Raw genomic sequence first — 17,233 nt, 5'->3', positions numbered from 1 at the left:
CCTTAATTTGACAAGCTAGCTATATGAATATAGCTAGCTTGTTTGATCATGAAAACATTGTTAATAAGATTGTCGCTGTTACAACCATTGCTGCCCCGCCTAAACGCGTCGAAATTTGTGCGAAAGGCATTAATTCCATACGATTTGAAGCTGATAAAATAGCAACATCTCCAGTTCCGCCTAAACCGCTATGACATCCAGTTACAATTGCTGATTCAACTGGATACATTTTCATCACTTTTCCTATAAGAAAACCTGATGCTACCATTGTAAGAACAACCGATGCACAAACAACAACATATCCCACTGAAAGAACTGCCGCTACGTCTTTTAACGGAATATATAGCAATCCTAATCCGACCATTAACGGCCAAGTTAAATTCTTTGAAATAAATTTATATAAATGGAATGCTCCTTGCTCCATTTTTGCTGGCATTAGTTTAAAGTATTTCACAAGTGCTGCTGAGAAAATCATAATGATTGCCCCAGGAATACCGATGAACTTAGAAGCAAACCCTCCGAAGATGAAGAACGTACATGCAATTAATAAACCTGCTCCCATTAATGAGAAATCAATTGGCTTCTCTGTATTTTGTTCTTTTAATAATTCTGCTTGATTGTCTGTTTTCACTAATACACCATTACCACTAAGCTCAGGTCTCTTCTCACCTAAACGCTTCATATACCCTGCACTCACGATTGCAAACATATTCCCAATAATAGCTGCCGGAATAAGCTGTGATACGAATGTTGCTGATGATTCATTTAAAATGTCACTGTATGCTAATGACAATGGTAAAATCCCTTCTCCAATACCACCGCTCACAATTGGTACGATAATAAAGAAGAATGTATGCTTCATTTCAAACCCGAATAGTGAACCGACCAATAATCCTACTGCTACAGAAGCTAACGTTCCTACTACTAAAGGAATAAACATACGAACGAAACCTTGCACTAACACTTTACGATTCATTCCTAAAATACTTCCGACTACTAAACAAGAAATATATAAATATAAAAAGTTCGATTTTTTCATTAACATAGTCGCAGCTTCCATTGAAGCTGGATTCATCCAGTTAAAAAATACAAGTAATGATGGAATAAATAATGAGAGAATTGCTGGACCACCGATATTTTTTAAAATTGGAATTCTCATCCCAATGTCACCTAAGAAAATACCCATGATCATAATAACTGCAAAACCACCAATCATGTCTGCTGGCAATTTATTATATACAGATGCCCCATAAATAATAGCAGCCAATACTACATATAACGGTAAAGGTATAACACCGATTTTAACGTTCATAATTTTAGAAGCGAAAGATTCATTTTTCAATTCATTTCCTTCAGCAAATGATACCGCTTCCACATTCTTTTGAATTCCCATATGGCACCCCCTTGTTTTCTTAATAACAATATTAAAACGCTTTCAATAGTAAAAATAGTTTTTGTAAGTTTTGTAATTGGTTTTGTAATTAAAAAAAGTATAAGCGACTTATAATAAGTCGCTTATACGTAAAAACCTATTTTATTTTGATCAACACATCTTAATTTACTTACAGGTCTTCCCACATGCTGATACACCATTTCGTTTTCTAACACTCCAATTTCAGTCAAAAACATTACATACTTTCGAATAGAAACTCTTGAAATTCCTACTAATTGTGCCATTTCATCTGTTGTAAACGCTCGTCCATTCAGTGACTCGATCTTCTGCCAAATTAATTGCAACGTTTGCTTCGTTAATCCTTTCGGGAGCTCTTTATTGACAGTAGGCTCTCTTTTTTCTTTTTGTAAAATTAACGAATCTAATTCCGATTGACTAATTTTTTGTTGTTCTTTCATGAAAGTAAGTTTTTCTCGATATATAGTCAATGCATCTTTAAATCGTTCAAATGTAAATGGTTTAATTAAATAATCTACTACGCCATATTGTAATGCTTTTTTAATACTCCCCATATCATGTACAGCTGAAATCATCATAATATCGATTTCTTTTTCTTGATTCCGAATATACATTAAAAGCTCAAACCCAGTCTCTTCAGGCATAAAAATATCAAGTAAGACTAAATCTATTTGTGATTTCTCTAATACTTCTATCGCCGATTTTACTGAGTTAACTGCTTGAACAAGTTCGAATCCTCCTACTTGCTCTAAATAATGTGTATTTAACATTGCTACCATCGGGTCATCTTCTACAATTAAAACTTTAATCATATTTGCTTCTCATCCCTACCTTTAGGTATTTCAATTGTTATCGTTGTTCCCTCTCCTAATAAGGAGAAAATGTGAATCTCCCCATTTATTCGCTGTATACTTTCTTTTACAAGATACAAACCATAACCGCGATTATCCCCTTTTGTGGAATAACCTTTTGTAAATAATGCATCCACTTCGTCTTCTTCTATACCTTTCCCCGTATCTTGCACTGTAATAGTTAATGTATTCTGATATTGCACCCCAATTTCAACTTGTTTCTTTTTGCAATGTATCACTGCCTCTAATGCATTATCTATTAAGTTCCCTACAATCGTAATAAGTTCATGAGTAATACTTTCATCATATATTTCCGGCAAGTAAGAATCTTCACTTATAATTAACTTAATATTTTTCTCCCTAGCATAGCTAAGTTTACCTAGTAAAAAACCAGCAAATACTGGACTTTTTATTCTTTTCATAACTCCACCAATTTCATATTGATGCTCTGATACCATGCCACTTATATACTTTTGTAATTCTTCATATTGTTTCATATGTGTAAGCCCTAATACGACATGCATTTTATTCATAAACTCATGAGATTGTGCCCGTAATGCTTCCGCATATAGCCTAATACCAGTTAGTTCCTCTGCTAGTTTTCTAATCTCTGTTTTATCACGAAATGTTGCAATCGCGCCAACTATTTCTCCTTTTACATATAAAGGAACACGATTCGTCACAATCGTAATTCCGTAAATATTTTGTTCTTCGTTTAATTGTACCTCTCCCGTTTGCAATACTTCTTTTATACGCGAATTCGGCATATATAGCTCAACGTCTTTACCTATAAAATCTTCTTCAAGTCCACTTTTTTTAAATAGACGTTTCGCTTCATTATTAATTAACGTTACTCTCGCCTCTTTATCTACAGCAATAATGCCTTCCTTTACAGATTGTAACATCGTATTTCTTTCTTCAAGAATTTTCGCTATCCTGTGCGGCTCAAGACCGAATAAACTTTTCTTTATATGTCTAGCTAGCAATATTGCTCCTATAATTCCGACTAGTACTCCAACTCCGACACCGATATAAATAATATGTCTACTTTCCTTAACTCTCTCTTTTACATTATCTGCCGAGATACCAACGGCTACCGCTCCAAGTTGTTCACCTGTTTCAGAAAATATAGGTACAAACACTCGCATTGAAATACCTAACGTTCCTTCTGCTAGCGATACATGTTCCTTTCCTTTCAATGCAGGCCCTTCATCTCCTCCAATAAAATGATGACCTATTTTTTGAGGGTTTGGATGTGATTTTCTTATTCCATTCATGTCCATAACTACAATAAATTGAACGCCTGTGTTTTTTAATATTCTATTTGTATACGTTTGAATTGCAGAAGTATCTGCTTTTCCAATCAAACCATCAATTACAATCGAATCATTCGCCACAATATGGGCAATCGTTTTTGCTTTCTCTGCCTGGCTATCCTCCGTTGTCCGCTCTACATTATGACTAATTAATATATCTGTAACAAGTAAAGAAAAAATTACAACTGTACAAACTAACAATGTAATCGTTTTCCATAAATTCCATAGTTTTTTTCTTTTTTTCATCCCACTAATGACTCCCCTAATTGCTGAATAGAAAAATAAGTAAGGTGATATTATTTTCACCTTACTTATTTGCTGTTATTATACTTTAAATTTACTAGTCATTGCTTGTAGTTCTTCGGCCATCTCAGCTAAGTTTTGCGAAGCCGAACTAATTTCTTCCATCGAATTTACTTGTTCTTCTGTTGAAGCTGCAACACTTTGCATACTAGCTGTATTTTCTTCTGCAGCCGCTGCAATTTCATCAATAGCATTTGTCACTTCATTTGCATCTCCAGCGATTCTCCTCGTTGTTTCTACCATTTGATTAACTTGAGAAACAATATGAGTAGTAGAACTTAAAATTTCTGTAAAACTTACTTTCGTTTTTGTTACAACATCTAAGCCTTGTTGAACTTCCCCACTCACATTATCCATTGCCTTAACAGTATGTTCAATATCAGCCTTAATTTCTGCAATTAAATTTGCAATCTCTCCAGATGATTCTCCTGATTGCTCTGCTAATTTTCTAACTTCATCGGCTACAATAGCAAATCCTCGTCCCTGTTCACCTGCTCTTGCTGCTTCAATAGCCGCATTTAAAGCTAATAAGTTTGTTTGAGTTGCAATGTTTTGAATTGCTTCAGAAATAGCTCCTACTTGCTTTGACTTCTCATCAAGAAGTTTAATAATAGCATCTGACTCGGATACCGATCTAGAAATAGACTGCATTTGTTTTGCGGTTTGTTCAACTAAATCTTCTCCCTCTTCAGCTCTTTCTCGCGCATGTAATGAGGAAATAGAAATTGACTCTGCGCTTCCAGTTACATCTTGAATTGCTGTATTTACTTGTTGTAATGTAGCCGCGCCTTCTTCAACACCTTGGCTTTGTGATTCAGCCCCACCTGATACTTGTTCCATTGCAATTGTAATTTGATCTGTCGCATCATTCGCTTGCTGTACGCTCGCTGTTAACTCTTCTGCTGATGCTGCAACATGCTCTGCTGAAAAGCTAATTTGGGTAATCACATCTTGTAAAGACGTAGACATTTCATTAAATGAATTCCCTAGTTTCCCTATATCATCCTTGGAGTGGATTGTAATTTTCTCGGTTAAATCTCCCTTACTAATTTTATGTGCCGATTCAGCTATTTTTCGTAATGGCCTTGTAATAGAATTTGTAATGAAATAAATTAATACACTACCAAATGCAATAGCGATAGCTATGACAATCAAAGTCTTATAAAACACTGGACTGGCAGCTTGCATAATTTCTTCGTCAAACATAACTCCAACTATTTTCCATCCTGTTTTCTCATTTGTTGCAAAGATTAAATTCTTTTTATCATCTTGTTCTGTATAAGATACATTTCCTTGTTTATCTTCATAAATTGGTTTAATCCAAGGATCAGTAACCTTTGAACCAGGCTTTCTAGACGGATGACTAACAATTTGCTTATTTTGATCTAAAATAACTGCATAGCCTTTTTCACCAATATTAATCATTTTTGAAACCTTTAGGATGTTATTCAAATTCAAGTTAATACCTATAACACCTTTACCATCTTTTACTTCTTTAGCAACTGTCACTACCATATTTTTTGTAGATGCTGATTGATACGGTGCAGTAACAATTACCTTTCCTTTATTTTCATGCGCTTCTTTATACCATGATCTATCTGTTGGATTATAGCCATCAGACATTTGAATAAATGGTTCTCTTATAAACTTCCCCGTCTGCGCTCCAATATAAATACCTTCTACTTCTGGATGAAGCTTTATATATTGTGCTAACTTCGTTCTTACTATTTCTTCTTGTCCATTTAGATATGTATCCTCTGTTAAGATGTCTGCAAAGTACGTCGCATCAACAAATTTCTCTTCTATATTTTGAGAAATAACAGTATTTAAAACTGAAATATTCTCCTTTGCTTTATCTGTCATTTGATGTTCAAAATTTGTTTTGGCAGTTTGATATGAAACACCACCGATAATAAGTCCTGGTATAGTTAAAATAATAAAAAATGAAATGATTAATTTTTTCTTGATACTCATACATTTAACCCAGTTAAATATATTTTGCATAATAAGCCTCCTTTATGTAATGTGAATACTTGTGTAATTTTATACAATTAACATATATAAAACAATATATAATGATAACATGTAATTTTTTCGTCAATTATGCATTTTTACATATTCACTACTTCTAAGCATTTTAATCATAAAAATAAGAGAACTTTAGCATTATATATGCTAAAGTTCTCTTATTTCTTAACAGCTTCTATTCCAAACAAAACACCCTACAAAACTTTTCTTATAATCCTTAAATCTCTATCCTTCACCTTATAGCTATATTGTTAAAACTCTCCGTCCTAATTTATTTAGAGCTCTTTACATAACTAATTGCCTGACTCCCCATTTGCACCCATGCCTGTTCAAAGTTTTCTCTTGGTACTTTCACATCTAAGCTATCATCAAGCGGGTCTCGAATATATACAGATTCCTTATCGTACCCAATAAGTACAACACAATGTTCATTATATGTAATAGAAACATCCCCACTATTTGTTTTCCATGTAGTAAATTCATCTTCATCTAAAGGGGCATATGTTGCATTTGTAATCATGACTACCGGTTGCCCTGCTTTTACACTCTTATACATTTCCTCTATACTCTTTCCTGTTAAATCCACAGCTTTATTAGATAAATATTTTTTCGCTAACTGAAAAAGTGGCCCATGATATACACCATAACCGGATTCAGAAAAGGTATAAATATTTCCTACAAACCCTTCATTCGGATTTCCGCGTACACCATCAACCATAAAATCAACTTCTTTTATTTCATTTGCTAATTTCATCTTATCTACTGAAACGCCTGCGTATTGTAACATCATTGCTAAACTTGTCACTTCACACCCTCTATCCAGCTCTGGTAACTGCTGAATTAAAGGCACATTTGATAAGAGGATCTTTTCATCATTATTACTAAACTCCGTTCTTTTTCCGCTTTGTATGAAGGATGTTAATTTCTCCATATACTTTGTGATTCCATTTGTATATACACTCCATACTGCTACGCCAAGTAAAGCTATGCATATATACCACTTCAATTTTCGTATCACTCTCACGCCCTTTTTAATTCGTTAAATAAGAATAAAACGCGTCAGCATCCGTTCGAACCATCGGTACAAAATTTAGTTCTTTTCCTTTTTCAGGCTGATCTCTTTTTATTTTTTCTGCTAATTCTTGAATGTTCATATTCATTTTGTCCATATTAAGCTCATCTGCCATTTGTAGCACTTTTTGCTCATTAATTTCTCTTAATACTTGATATATATCTTTACCATACAAATCAATATGATATTTTTTTGCTTCTGCCTGTACTTTTTGTTCGTACACTTCTTGCGCTAACTCTTCTATCTCTTTTCCTTTTTGAGAAATATCTAACTTTCCTGCTTCTTCTCTTACTTTCGTTCCATAAATCTCTTCCGCAACCTCTTCTATTTCTTTTCCTTCAGTCGAAACGCCTAATTTCTCTGCTTCGTTATTAATTTTGATTGCATTGATTTGGCTTATTAAATCCACAATCGATTTGTTCTCTACAGATATCCCTAAGTTTAACGCTTCTTGCTTCACTTTTGTTTCATAGATTTCTTCTGAAAGAATTCCAACATCTTTTCCTTCAATCGAAATCCCTAACTGTTCGGCTTCTCTGCCTACTTCTGTTTCATGAATTTCTTTTTCTAGCGTAATTTGTTCTTTTCCTTCCGTTTCAATACCTAATTTCTCTGCTTTTTCTTCTGTATTTATTGCATGTATCTTTCCATTGTTTAATTGCTCTTTACTGCGCTGCGCATAGTCTGTCTTTCCTTTCGATGTTTCAGAAGGAGAGGCACCGCCTAATATACTTAAACTCATTACTCCAATAGTGAATACCGTCATCATTTTCTTCTTCAAAACTAATTCCTCCCTCTTATACTTTCTTTCCCATCATTCCCATAAAGTGAAACTATACTCAGTGGGAAGCTTCATCTTCCACTGAATATTAGCCTTCACCAATCGGGCATTTACGAACAACCCGACTCCAGCCGAGGTTTAAGGTGGGAGTTTTACTGCCCGGAAAATAGCGGGATCATTTTTTTAATACTATACATACATCTCATCACTGCCTGAGATAACATTATGATTTAAAAAATTTACTCACATACACCTCTCTAATCTCTTCTTCATGTAACGATCTTTCTTTATGCAATACATAATATAAATAGTTTCTTAACTTTTCCTTAAAAAAAGACGAACTTGTAAAAACAAGATCGTCTTCTTACTTATATTTTTTGATTTTTAGGGAGCACTACTTCAAAACAAGTACCCTCTCCCCATTTGCTCTCTACTAATATTTTTCCGTAATGCTTTTCTACAATCCACTTGGCGATTGAAAGACCTAATCCAGCTCCCTCTGATGTACTCCTTGCTTTATCCCCTTGATAAAAACGATCAAATAATTTGGGGATATCCTCTACTTTCACGCCTATCCCATCATCTTTCACCTGTATACAAATCAAGCTGCTCGTTTGTGTGCAATCAATTCGAATATGACCGCCTTCATTCGTATATTTCATCGCATTATCTAACAATATGACCATCATTTGATGAATCCGTTCTCTATCACCCATAAAAGACATGTTACGTTCTACTTTTAATATCATCTCTTTTTCTTGATAAGAAGCAATTTCTTTATATGGATCTACTATTTCTTCTAACAATTTACCCATTTCAAATGTTTTTTTATCCATCTCAATTTGATTAGAATCCGAACGTGCTAACAACAATAAGTTGCTAACTAGTTTCGATAACCGCCTGCATTCCTTAGATATTGTAGAAATGTCCATCGCTTTTTCCTCTATCGTAGCGGATGGTGACTGAAATAACACATCCGTTTTTGATTGAATAACTGCAAGTGGCGTTCTTAATTCATGCGATGCATCGGAAACGAACTGCTGCTGCTTCTCCCATGAATTTTGAATCGGTATGAGTGCTCTGCCAGCTAGGAAAAAGCCGATACCTATTGCACAGAGACTTCCTATACCACAACCTATAACGAGAATTAAAAATAAAGTATTTAACATTCCTTCTTCCGCTGTTATATCTCGCACGATTTGAACTATTTCTCCATCTTTTTGAAGCGCAAATGCTCTAAAATATCGTCCTTGCACTTCAATATCTTGCAAATCCTCTAACTTTTTTGGAGAAAACTTTTCCAAATTCTCTTCAAAAATAGAACGAAATTTACGATTATCGCCCTCTATTTTCACTATTTTCCCATTCCAAGTTATTCTAGTTACCCGCGGATCTCCAATTTGGATATTCTCCATGCGTTTTCTTGGTGGTATTTTAACATCTAGTTTTTCTCCATACTGAGCCATCATTTTTATAGATTGATCCACTTCATTATAAATACGCTTATATGTGTACGAATAAACAATACTACCTAATACTCCTATTAATAGGATAAATACTAATGAGTTCACTATAGTCAGACGAATGCGTGTTTTTTGAAACATACTTCCTTTTTTCATTTCTCTTTTAATATATATCCAATACCACGAACAGTTTGAATATCTTTCTGATAACCGAATGGCTCTAATTTTTTACGTAAATGATGCACATACACTTCTACAATTGCTACTGTCGTATCTGAATCAAATCCCCAAACACGATCGAAAATTTGTTCACGCATTAAAATCTTTCCGCTATTTTGAATGAGATACTCTAAAAGCTCATATTGTTTTAATGTCAACTTAATATCTTGTCCCTCTACTTGAACATCTTTATCTTTTCCAAACAATTCAATTCCTTTATATCGAATTGTCTGCTTTGTTGTTAAACTACCACTTCTGCGTAATAAAGCACGAATTCTCGCCTTTAGTTCTGGTGCTTGAAACGGCTTTACGATATAGTCGTCTCCGCCAAAATCCAATCCTTTCACTCGATCTTCTAAAGAATCTCTTGCTGTTAAAAACAGGACTGGCGTTTCAATTCTTTCATCACGTATTTTTTGAATTACTTCAAACCCGTCCATTCCTGGCATCATCACATCAAGTAAAATTGCATCATAAATGTTTTGCATTGCCAAAAACAATCCATCTTCTCCATTTAACGCTGTATCTACTTCAAATTCATCACGCAAAATTTGTACGATAGACTCTAATAACGAAGCATTATCTTCTACTACAAGTAAGCGCATATTCTCACCTTCCATACTATAGTTCAATTCTATTTATTATTACATTTCTGCTCTTCATAACGAAAGAATGTAATCCTATTATGTAATTTCATTTTCAACTATTTCCTTCTAAGTTTTTGCTAGATATAAAATTTTGAGCCTTTATTATAAAAACTCTTTCTTAAATTTTGCTTAATAAAAAATTGAAAGAAATAAGATTCCCCTTATCTCTTTCAATTTTTTACTACGTACACCTTTTTACTCGGCAACTCCAAACAATTTAATTGACCGCCATACACAGCCCCGCCATCAACTCCAATAATACGATTACTACCAAAATATACTCCGCAATTCTCACTACCATGAAGCGTTTTTGTTTCCGTATGGCCAAATACAACAACCTTTTCGCCACTATACCCACTATGAAATTCATTACGGATCCACATTAACGTATATGGTTCAGATTCAGAAACTCGTTTCATTGGCTCAACACCAGCATGTACAAATATATACTCTTCTGTTTCAATGTAATGATCTAATTCTTGAATAAATTTTACATGTTCCTCTAATACGTGAGATTGTAAAATTGGCTTTTGGAAGTCCCCTTCATTAACTGCAATATCTTCTTCTACAAATCCATAGCTATATAACGTTTTATCTCCACCATTTCTTTTTACCCAATGGTTCCATGAACGTTCCTCATCTGTCGTTAGCGCTTTAATCATCATATCTTCATGATTTCCCTTTAAAACGAATGCTCCTTCTTCTTTTAGCTCTTTCACCTTTTCAAGTACAGCACGTGCATTCGGACCACGATCCACATAATCCCCTAATAGAATTAATTGATCTTGTTTTGCGTTGTATTGTATTTCCTCAAGTAACTTTTTAAATTTATCAATCCCTCCATGAATATCACTAATGACAAGTATCCTATTCATTTTTCTCCTTCTTTCTAAATAAAGTTATTTCTAATTATAACTTTATTTAAAGGAATTTTCTGAACTCAATTACTAGAAAGTATTATTATTACAAATGCAGCTAATTTCCTTACAACACTGTAAGTCTCTTGTCATTCAATTCGATAGTTGTAATTACTATATTTCCTTATACTAAAAGTAAGAAATGAAACAAAAAACAAGGAGAGATGAGATATGAAAAAAGTGATGGAAGTTGTAGTAGCGGTGGTAGAGGTTTTCGTAAATGGTAAACAAGTTGCAATGGAGTTAAATAAATAATGAAAAGGACAATATTCATTCTAGACCCTTTACTCATATAAAAGAGATAAGAGTTCATCATTTCTTTGATCCCTTATCTCCCTATAAAGAAAGCCGTATCCCTTTAGGATACGGCTTTCTTTTATTTTTGGCTCGTACGAGCTGAAATGCTAATCGCTCTATCTGTTGCTTTTGCAGCTTCATCCAACGCTTCTTTACTATTCTTTCCGTCATACATTGCTTCTAATGCTTTTACAACTGCATCTCGTGATTCTGGGAATACATTAATTAATGCACCTTGAGTTGCTGGAGATTGCTTCGTCGCTTGTAATTGTTCTACTGTTACTTTTAGCTGTGGATATTTTTCATATTGCTCTTTTACTAACGATTCATTATATGCATCTGGATTAATTGAGAAATATCCTGTTGCAGTATGCCATTTTGCTTGTACGTCTGGCTTCGTTAAATATTTCATAAAGTCCCATGCACCTTGCTGCGTTTCTTCTGAAACCATATTCGTCATCCATAATGATGCACCGCCAATTACAACACCATTTCGCTTTGAATCTTCTGGATACGGAATATACGAAACACCTACATTAAACTTAGATGCATCGATTAAATCACGAACACCTGCTGAAGAATCTAAATACATAGCAACTTGTCCAGATTGGAACGCGGCACGAATATCATCCCAACTTGCTCCATACTTTCCTAGTGCACCAGCTTTATTCAATTCATCTAACATTCCAAATACTTTCTGTCCTTCTTTACCGTTAAATACCGCTTTCTTTGCAGCATCTTTACGGCCATTTTCATTATCTACATATAAAGCCCCTTGTGTCGCTAACAATTCTTCAAAGAACCAACCATAATTGAGCATAGAGAATCCATATTGTTTTACATTTCCGCCTTCTTTAATCGTTAACTTTTTCGCGGCTTCTTTTAATTCAGCATATGTTTGTGGAGCTTTCTCTGGATCTAACCCAGCCTTTGCAAAAGCATCTTTATTATAAATTAATACTGGCGTAGATGAATTAAATGGCATAGAATACATTTTTCCATCAACTGAATAATAATTTGTAATTGCTTTTTCTAATTTTGATGTATCGTACTTATCTTTTTTAATCCAACTATCGATAGGCGTAATCTTTTTGCTATCAATCATATATTTCGTTGTAATTTCACTCGATTGAACAAGAGCTGGAGCTTCTTTCGTAGCAGACATCGTTTTAAACTTCGTTAAAGACTCTTCGTATGTTCCTTGAAACTCTGCCTTTATCTCGTACTTATTCTGCGATTTATTATAGTCTGCAACAAGCCCATCTAGTACACCTTGTGTTTTTCCACCCATCGCATGCCAAAAACGAATTACAGTTTTATCACCATTTTTTTCAACTGGTGCTACTTTTGCCTGCGCTTCAGGTTTCCCCTCTGTTTTACTATTTGAACAAGCAGCCCCAGTTAATGCCATTGTGGCTGCCATTAAAAGAGCAGCACTTTTTTTCAATAAACTCATCTCAATCCCACCTTTTCCTATGTATGCTTATTTAATTGCACCTTTTGTTAATCCTTGTTGTAATTGCTTTTGCCCTAAAAATAGTAAAATCAACGTTGGAATGACGATAACCGTAACACCGGCCATTACGCTTCCCCAATCAGTTGCAACTTCTTGAGATTGAAGTTGCTTCACACCAATTTGAACTGTTCTGACTTTTTCATCAGTGGTCACTAAGAGGGGCCACAAGTACATATTCCATGTTGTTAAAAAGCTATATACTCCAAGCGTAATAAAACTCGTTTTACAATACGGAATTACAACGCTGAATAAAAACCTTACATTTCCAATCCCTTCAATAAAAGCAGCTTCTTTCAATTCATTCGGAAGCGTCATAAAATGTTGGCGTAATAAGAAAATACCGAAAGCTGTTGCAAAAAATGGCACTGTCATCCCAGCAAAGCTATTGATCCAACCAAAGTTTTGAATCGTTAAAAAGTTCGGTACCATCGTTGCTTCCCACGGAATAAGCATCGTTGAAATAAACAAGAAGAAAATTACGTTTCTCCCTTTAAACTGAAGAAAAACAAAAGCATAAGCTGCTAAACTGGATACGATAAGTTGTCCAATCATAACAATCGTCGATACAATTAAACTGTTGTACAAGTATGTAAAAAGCGGTACTTTTCGAAAGATATTCATAAAATTATCGAAAGTAAATTGGGTCGGAAATAACCTTCTCATTTGAATATCATCTGGTGTCATAAAGCTTATTAAAAACGCATAGAGTACAGGAAAAAACACCATTACTGCACTAATAATGAGCAGCATGTATAATAGGAAATTTTGTTTCCACTGTTTAACGATCATTTATAATGCACCTTTCTCTCAGCAAACTTAAATTGAAGTAATGTAGCAATAAAAATGAAAACAAATAATACCATCGTTTGTGCACTTGCTGTTCCAAATTGATGATTCACAAATGCCTCTTTATAAATCGAATACACAATTAAATTCGTTGCATCATTCGGTCCACCGTGCGTTAAAATATCAATTTGTCCAAAGCTTTGGAATGCACTAATTAACGTTACTGTCACGATAAAGAATAAAGTTGGTGATAGCATCGGTAATGTAACGCGGCGAAGCTTATATAAATAACTAGCACCATCTATAGATGCACTCTCATATAAAGACGTATCAATATTTTGCAAACCACCTAATATAACTAAAAATGCAAATCCTGTATTCACCCAAACCGTTGTAACCGATACAGAAAACAGTGCCCAGTCCGGACTCGTTAACCATGCGATTGCCGGAAGATTCATAGCGGCTAATATATTATTAAATAACCCTACACTTGGATGAAATAAAAATAGCCAAATCACTGCGCTAGCAGCTACTGATATTCCCATCGTTGAAGAAAAGAGAACACGGAACAATCCAATACCTCTTACTTTTTCATTTGCAATTAATGCAAGAAATAAGGCGAATACAATACTAGTAGGCACTGTATATAAAACAAATAATAAAGTTGACTTTATACTTTTGTAGAAAGCAGGATCAGAAAATAAATATTGATAATTTTCTAAGCCAACGAAAAGATTGGCTTCTCCGTGTATATCTGTTAAATAAAAGCTATAGTAAATCGTCCTAAACAATGGATAGAAAAGAAAAATTGAAAATAACAAAATAGATGGAGCCAAAAACAATAATCCTATTCTTAAATCTTTCGTTCTGCCCCATAAACTCTTCTTTTTTGACACTGCTGTTTGAACTGGTAACTTCCCTACTTCAATCATTATTTCGCCACCACTTTCAACTCTTCGTCAGCCAACACTTTTAATCGTTCATTCTTATTTTGGTGAAAGAAACATAGTTTTTCTTGCGAGAATAATAATTTTACTTTGTCACCTTTGTTCAGGAGTAACTGTCCGATGACTTTCGCACTCCAAGTTGTTCCATTTACCGCAAAGTTTAATATAGACTCATTCCCTAATACTTCTACAGATTGCAGCGTAACTTCTTGTCCTGCCTCAGACAATGCAATATGCTCAGGACGCATACCTATTCGAATTGTCCCTGCTGGTAATTGCTTTAACTGTCCAATAGATAATGGAATTTGCAATTGCCCTATATGTAATACGCCTTTTTCTTTATCCACTTCTCCATCATTTATATTCATAGAAGGAGAACCTATAAAACTTGCAACAAATTCGTTTGCTGGTTCGTTGTATATATCAAGAGGTGTTCCAACTTGTTGTATACTTCCTTTATTCAAGACCATGATACGATCTCCCATAGTCATCGCTTCTATTTGATCGTGAGTAACGTAAATCATCGTAATTCCGAGTCGTTGCTGAATTTCTCTAATTTCAATTCTCATTTGCGCACGTAATTTCGCATCTAAATTCGAAAGTGGTTCATCCATTAAACAAATCGGTGCTTGACTCACGATCGCCCTGGCAAGCGCAACACGCTGTCTTTGTCCGCCTGATAATTGGCCCGGTTTCATTTTCACATACTCTTTCAGCCCTACCATTTCAATAGCTTCTATTAATCGCTTTTGTCGCTCTTCTTTTTGTACCTTCCTTACCTTAAGTCCAAATAAAATATTTTCTTCTACAGTTAGGTGTGGATATAGTGCATAATTTTGAAATACCATTGATAGATTACGGTCTTTCGGCTCTAAATCATTTGCAACACGTTCATTAATCATTAAATCTCCCGAAGAGATTTCTTCTAAGCCAGCGATCATTCGTAGTAATGTACTTTTTCCACATCCCGAAGGTCCAACTAAAACGAAAAATTCTCCCTTCTTAATATGAACCGATACGTCTTTAACCGCTGTCTCTTCCGCATTTTTATATACCTTTGAAACATCTTTCAATTCGATCACAAGGTTGCACTCCTTTTTTCTTCTTGTATCCATACTTCATAATGACTCGTTGAAATCGCACTTGCTCCTGCACGAATGGCAGTTTCCGCATCTTCCCGCGTTTGAATCAATCCACCTGCAATAATAGGAAACTCTATTTTCTCTGCTAGCTGTTTTATAATAGAAGGCATAATTCCAGGCATAATCTCTACCGCATTTGGTTTAGTCGTTTTACAATTTTCAATTGATTTTGTAAGAGATAAAGTATCGACAATAAAAATTCGTTGAATCGTTTTTAATCCAATTTTATTGGCATTTCGAATTGTCGAACCTTTTGTTGAAATAATACCTTGTGCTCCGATAACATCTTGAATATACAAAAGGGCTTCCTCTGTGTTCGTATTTAAGCCTTGTATAAAATCACAATGAAGAAATACATCATGTCCATGTTTCTGTAATTCGTATACACGCTCTGGTAACTCCAGCATTGAACCAGTCATAAGAAAAACTGTTTTCGGTAATTTTTTGTATGCTTTATACCCTTTCCAATCCTTTATCATCGCGATATGAGGTTCTTTAAACATTTATTCCACCTAGCTTTTCTATTTTTATCCAAACTAAAAACACCTACTTACATAGAACACCTTTCTCCTTATTTGAACTCTAGGGAATAGAGCACACCTAAGAAAGTGGTACGTTATATGTAAGCGGGTGTTCTCAAATGTTCTCTACCCTAGTTATTTTGTTACCTTTACTATATTACGCATTTATTAAGTCAGTTTTGATAAATTGTTAATTAGGTGTTAATCGAATGTTAATATTCACCATATTATTTTTACAATAATCTAGATATACGAATAAACTCTAACAGAACACAACAATATTTACATTTCAATCAATATGTAAATTCATTCCATAGTTAATGAGTTTTAGTTTTCTCGCCACTGCTTGTGAAGCACAATTATCCCAAGAGGTACTATAAAGCGGAATACGTTTTTCTTCTTTTATTGACATTGCCCAAGCTTTAACGACATCAGCACCATATCCCTTTCCCTGGAAGCCCTCTACAGTTTCCACACTTGCCTCAGCAGCTATAGGCGTACTTCTTGCACTGCAGCATATAGAAACGACTTGTTCATTTTCAGCAATTGCAAAATAAGGTTGCCTCCATTTCATCTTTTCTATTAGATTAGGAAAATTTTCTCGCATGAGCTCTTTATTCTTCTCTGTTATTCGTATCACCCTAGTCGGCTCATTTGAATTATTTGGAAACATGTAAGCAGGACCCATCCAAATATTCTCTACCGTTCTCTCTTCATTTAATACTTTCATGATCTTTGCTATCTCTATGTGATTTGAATGTTCTCGAATTAATTTCTCAATCTTACTTATTATTTCACCATTCAGATTACAATGATATCTCGTTATATTCCCTTCACGAGTTTTGCTAAGAAAAAAACGTGGTGCTTTCGGATTTCCCTGTTCATTTACACTCTTTATTCTTCCCACTTGATTATGAACAAATAAAACCTCTGCCTGAATTACTATTAACTCAAGTTCTGAAAATCGCATTTATGCCCTCCTTCATTACCCTGTGTAGCCTCCATATACCATCCAT

At 34.6% G+C, this 17,233-nt stretch carries 15 protein-coding genes; all 15 read right to left on the bottom strand.

Features of this window, described 5'->3' with window-relative positions; genetic code table 11:
• Nucleotides 1–46 precede the first annotated feature (46 nt).
• The 15 genes from DPQ31_RS03115 to DPQ31_RS03045 all read right to left on the bottom strand — a co-directional run bounded on the left by DPQ31_RS03115 (nucleotide 47) and on the right by DPQ31_RS03045 (nucleotide 17,187).
• Entirely contained in the window at nucleotides 47–1,393 is a 1,347-nt protein-coding gene (locus DPQ31_RS03115) for a 2-hydroxycarboxylate transporter family protein (RefSeq protein ID WP_000512713.1), read from the bottom strand.
• A 122-nt stretch (nucleotides 1,394–1,515) separates the two neighbouring features.
• On the bottom strand, nucleotides 1,516–2,223 hold the full coding sequence (locus DPQ31_RS03110) for a response regulator (protein WP_087969869.1): 708 nt from the start codon (nucleotides 2,221–2,223) through the stop codon (nucleotides 1,516–1,518).
• Entirely contained in the window at nucleotides 2,220–3,824 is a 1,605-nt protein-coding gene (locus tag DPQ31_RS03105) for a sensor histidine kinase (protein ID WP_208731537.1), read from the bottom strand. The genes DPQ31_RS03110 and DPQ31_RS03105 overlap by 4 nt, the downstream gene beginning before the upstream one ends.
• A 78-nt stretch (nucleotides 3,825–3,902) precedes the next feature.
• Nucleotides 3,903–5,744 (bottom strand): methyl-accepting chemotaxis protein, encoded by a 1,842-nt coding sequence (locus DPQ31_RS03100; RefSeq protein WP_371399761.1) that lies wholly within the window; start codon nucleotides 5,742–5,744, stop codon nucleotides 3,903–3,905.
• Between the two features lie 436 nt (nucleotides 5,745–6,180).
• Entirely contained in the window at nucleotides 6,181–6,927 is a 747-nt protein-coding gene (locus DPQ31_RS03095) for a C39 family peptidase (protein ID WP_208731536.1), read from the bottom strand.
• A 13-nt stretch (nucleotides 6,928–6,940) separates the two neighbouring features.
• Nucleotides 6,941–7,762 (bottom strand): hypothetical protein, encoded by an 822-nt coding sequence (locus DPQ31_RS03090; protein WP_016107496.1) that lies wholly within the window; start codon nucleotides 7,760–7,762, stop codon nucleotides 6,941–6,943.
• Between the two features lie 368 nt (nucleotides 7,763–8,130).
• Nucleotides 8,131–9,366: a sensor histidine kinase gene (locus tag DPQ31_RS03085; RefSeq protein ID WP_141523607.1), complete on the bottom strand. Its 1,236-nt coding sequence runs from the start codon at nucleotides 9,364–9,366 to the stop codon at nucleotides 8,131–8,133.
• An 11-nt stretch (nucleotides 9,367–9,377) separates the two neighbouring features.
• On the bottom strand, nucleotides 9,378–10,049 hold the full coding sequence (locus tag DPQ31_RS03080; RefSeq protein ID WP_001238627.1) for a response regulator transcription factor: 672 nt from the start codon (nucleotides 10,047–10,049) through the stop codon (nucleotides 9,378–9,380).
• Nucleotides 10,050–10,261: 212 nt separating this feature from the next.
• Nucleotides 10,262–10,966, bottom strand: coding sequence for a metallophosphoesterase family protein (locus DPQ31_RS03075; RefSeq protein WP_208731535.1), 705 nt, complete (start codon nucleotides 10,964–10,966; stop codon nucleotides 10,262–10,264).
• A gap of 418 nt (nucleotides 10,967–11,384) precedes the next feature.
• The gene (locus DPQ31_RS03070) at nucleotides 11,385–12,761 is read right to left on the bottom strand and encodes an ABC transporter substrate-binding protein (RefSeq protein WP_097957575.1); all 1,377 of its coding nucleotides are present in this window, start codon (nucleotides 12,759–12,761) and stop codon (nucleotides 11,385–11,387) included.
• Between the two features lie 27 nt (nucleotides 12,762–12,788).
• Nucleotides 12,789–13,610 carry a carbohydrate ABC transporter permease gene (locus DPQ31_RS03065; protein WP_000635953.1) on the bottom strand — a complete coding sequence of 274 codons (822 nt, stop codon included), beginning with the start codon at nucleotides 13,608–13,610 and terminating at the stop codon, nucleotides 12,789–12,791.
• Nucleotides 13,607–14,539: a carbohydrate ABC transporter permease gene (locus DPQ31_RS03060; RefSeq protein ID WP_208731534.1), complete on the bottom strand. Its 933-nt coding sequence runs from the start codon at nucleotides 14,537–14,539 to the stop codon at nucleotides 13,607–13,609. The genes DPQ31_RS03065 and DPQ31_RS03060 overlap by 4 nt, the downstream gene beginning before the upstream one ends.
• Nucleotides 14,539–15,636, bottom strand: coding sequence for an ABC transporter ATP-binding protein (locus DPQ31_RS03055; RefSeq protein WP_208731533.1), 1,098 nt, complete (start codon nucleotides 15,634–15,636; stop codon nucleotides 14,539–14,541). Before DPQ31_RS03055 ends, DPQ31_RS03060 begins: the two co-directional genes overlap by 1 nt.
• Entirely contained in the window at nucleotides 15,633–16,199 is a 567-nt protein-coding gene (locus DPQ31_RS03050; RefSeq protein WP_087969879.1) for a glycerol-3-phosphate responsive antiterminator, read from the bottom strand. Before DPQ31_RS03050 ends, DPQ31_RS03055 begins: the two co-directional genes overlap by 4 nt.
• A 307-nt stretch (nucleotides 16,200–16,506) precedes the next feature.
• On the bottom strand, nucleotides 16,507–17,187 hold the full coding sequence (locus DPQ31_RS03045; RefSeq protein WP_208731532.1) for a GNAT family N-acetyltransferase: 681 nt from the start codon (nucleotides 17,185–17,187) through the stop codon (nucleotides 16,507–16,509).
• Between the last annotated feature and the right edge of the window lie 46 nt (nucleotides 17,188–17,233).

It is taken from the genome of Bacillus sp. COPE52, assembly GCF_003355115.1.
Classification (GTDB): Bacteria; Bacillota; Bacilli; order Bacillales; family Bacillaceae_G; genus Bacillus_A; species Bacillus_A toyonensis.
The sequence above is the reverse complement of the archived record's forward strand: the minus strand, read 5'-3'. Positions and strand labels throughout refer to the sequence as shown.